Below are 1,103 nucleotides of genomic sequence, written 5' to 3'. Positions count from 1 at the left end.
GCCGTGCTGACCATCGCGGTCAGCACGGCCGCGGCGGCCGCCACCCACTGCCGGCCGAACGGCGACTGCTCCGTCGACGCCGTCAAGCTCAGCCTCACCGGCGTCCAGCTCGGCCAGGCCGTCGTCGCCGTCCTCGCGGCGACGGCCGTCAGCGCCGAGTACGGCACGGGCATGATCCGGGTGACGCTGACAGCGGTTCCCGGCCGGCTCACGCTGCTGGCGGCGAAGGCCGTCACGATTACAGCTCCCGTGCTGGTCGGCGGGGGCGTCGCGGTCCTCGGATCGCTGCTGGCCGGGCGGCTGTTGCTCCCCGCCCACGGCCTCACCCCGGCCCGGGGGTTCCCGGTGCTGTCGCTCACCGACGGCCCGGTCCTGCGCGCCGCCGTCGGATCGGTCCTGTACCTGGGGCTGATCGGGCTACTCGCGTTGGGCATCGGCACGGCGGTCCGGGACACCGCGGCCTCGATCGGGATCACGCTCGGCCTGCTCTACCTCTTCCCGATCGTCGCCGCGTCCGTCAGCGACCCCTCGTGGCACCGGCACCTGAGCCAGCTCAGCCCGATGACCTCCGGTCTGACGATTCAGGCGACCCGCGACCTGTCCGCCCTGCCGATCGGTCCCTGGGCCGGCCTCGGGGTGCTGGCCGCCTGGGCGGCGGCAGCCCTCCTGGCCGGCGGTCTGGTGCTGCGGTTGCGCGACGCCTGACTGTCCATCGACGGCGCGCCCTGCCCCCGTCGCGCCGGTGGCCAATGCCGTCCGGCGCGGCGGGCAGCTGGGCCCGTCGCCCGGCTAGCCGGCGACCAGGAAGGAGACCTCGTCGCCCGCCACTAGAGGTGTCGTGACGTCGGTCACCGGGGCACCGTTCAGCGCCGCCGCTACCGTCCGGCCGACCGGCAGGCGAACGGCGTCGGCGGCTTCCCGGATCGTGGCCGCGGGCCCCAGCCGCGGCCCGCCGGGCAGGTCCGGGGCGCCGGGGGGGGGGGGGCCCCCCCCCCCCCCCCCGGGGGGGGGGGGGCGCGCCGGCCCACGACAAGGTCGCGCAGCCCGCGGATCGTCCGCTCGCCGGCCGCCGAGAGCAGTACCTCCGACGAGCGCAGCAGCAC

At 76.7% G+C, this 1,103-nt stretch carries 1 protein-coding gene and 1 pseudogene; one reads left to right on the top strand and one right to left on the bottom strand.

What is annotated here, in order from left to right; translation table 11 throughout:
• Nucleotides 1-705 (top strand): ABC transporter permease (locus tag I6A60_RS41075; protein ID WP_203055894.1); only part of this gene is annotated, 705 nt, incomplete at its 5' end.
• A gap of 170 nt (nucleotides 706-875) precedes the next feature.
• On the opposite strand, the pseudogene I6A60_RS42605 reads toward I6A60_RS41075, so the two are convergent.
• A pseudogene (locus I6A60_RS42605) lies at nucleotides 876-1,103 on the bottom strand (hypothetical protein); the annotation flags it as partial.

Source organism: Frankia sp. AgB1.9, from assembly GCF_016786355.1.
Lineage (GTDB): Bacteria > Actinomycetota > Actinomycetes > Frankiales > Frankiaceae > Pseudofrankia.
The sequence above is the reverse complement of the archived record's forward strand: the minus strand, read 5'-3'. Positions and strand labels throughout refer to the sequence as shown.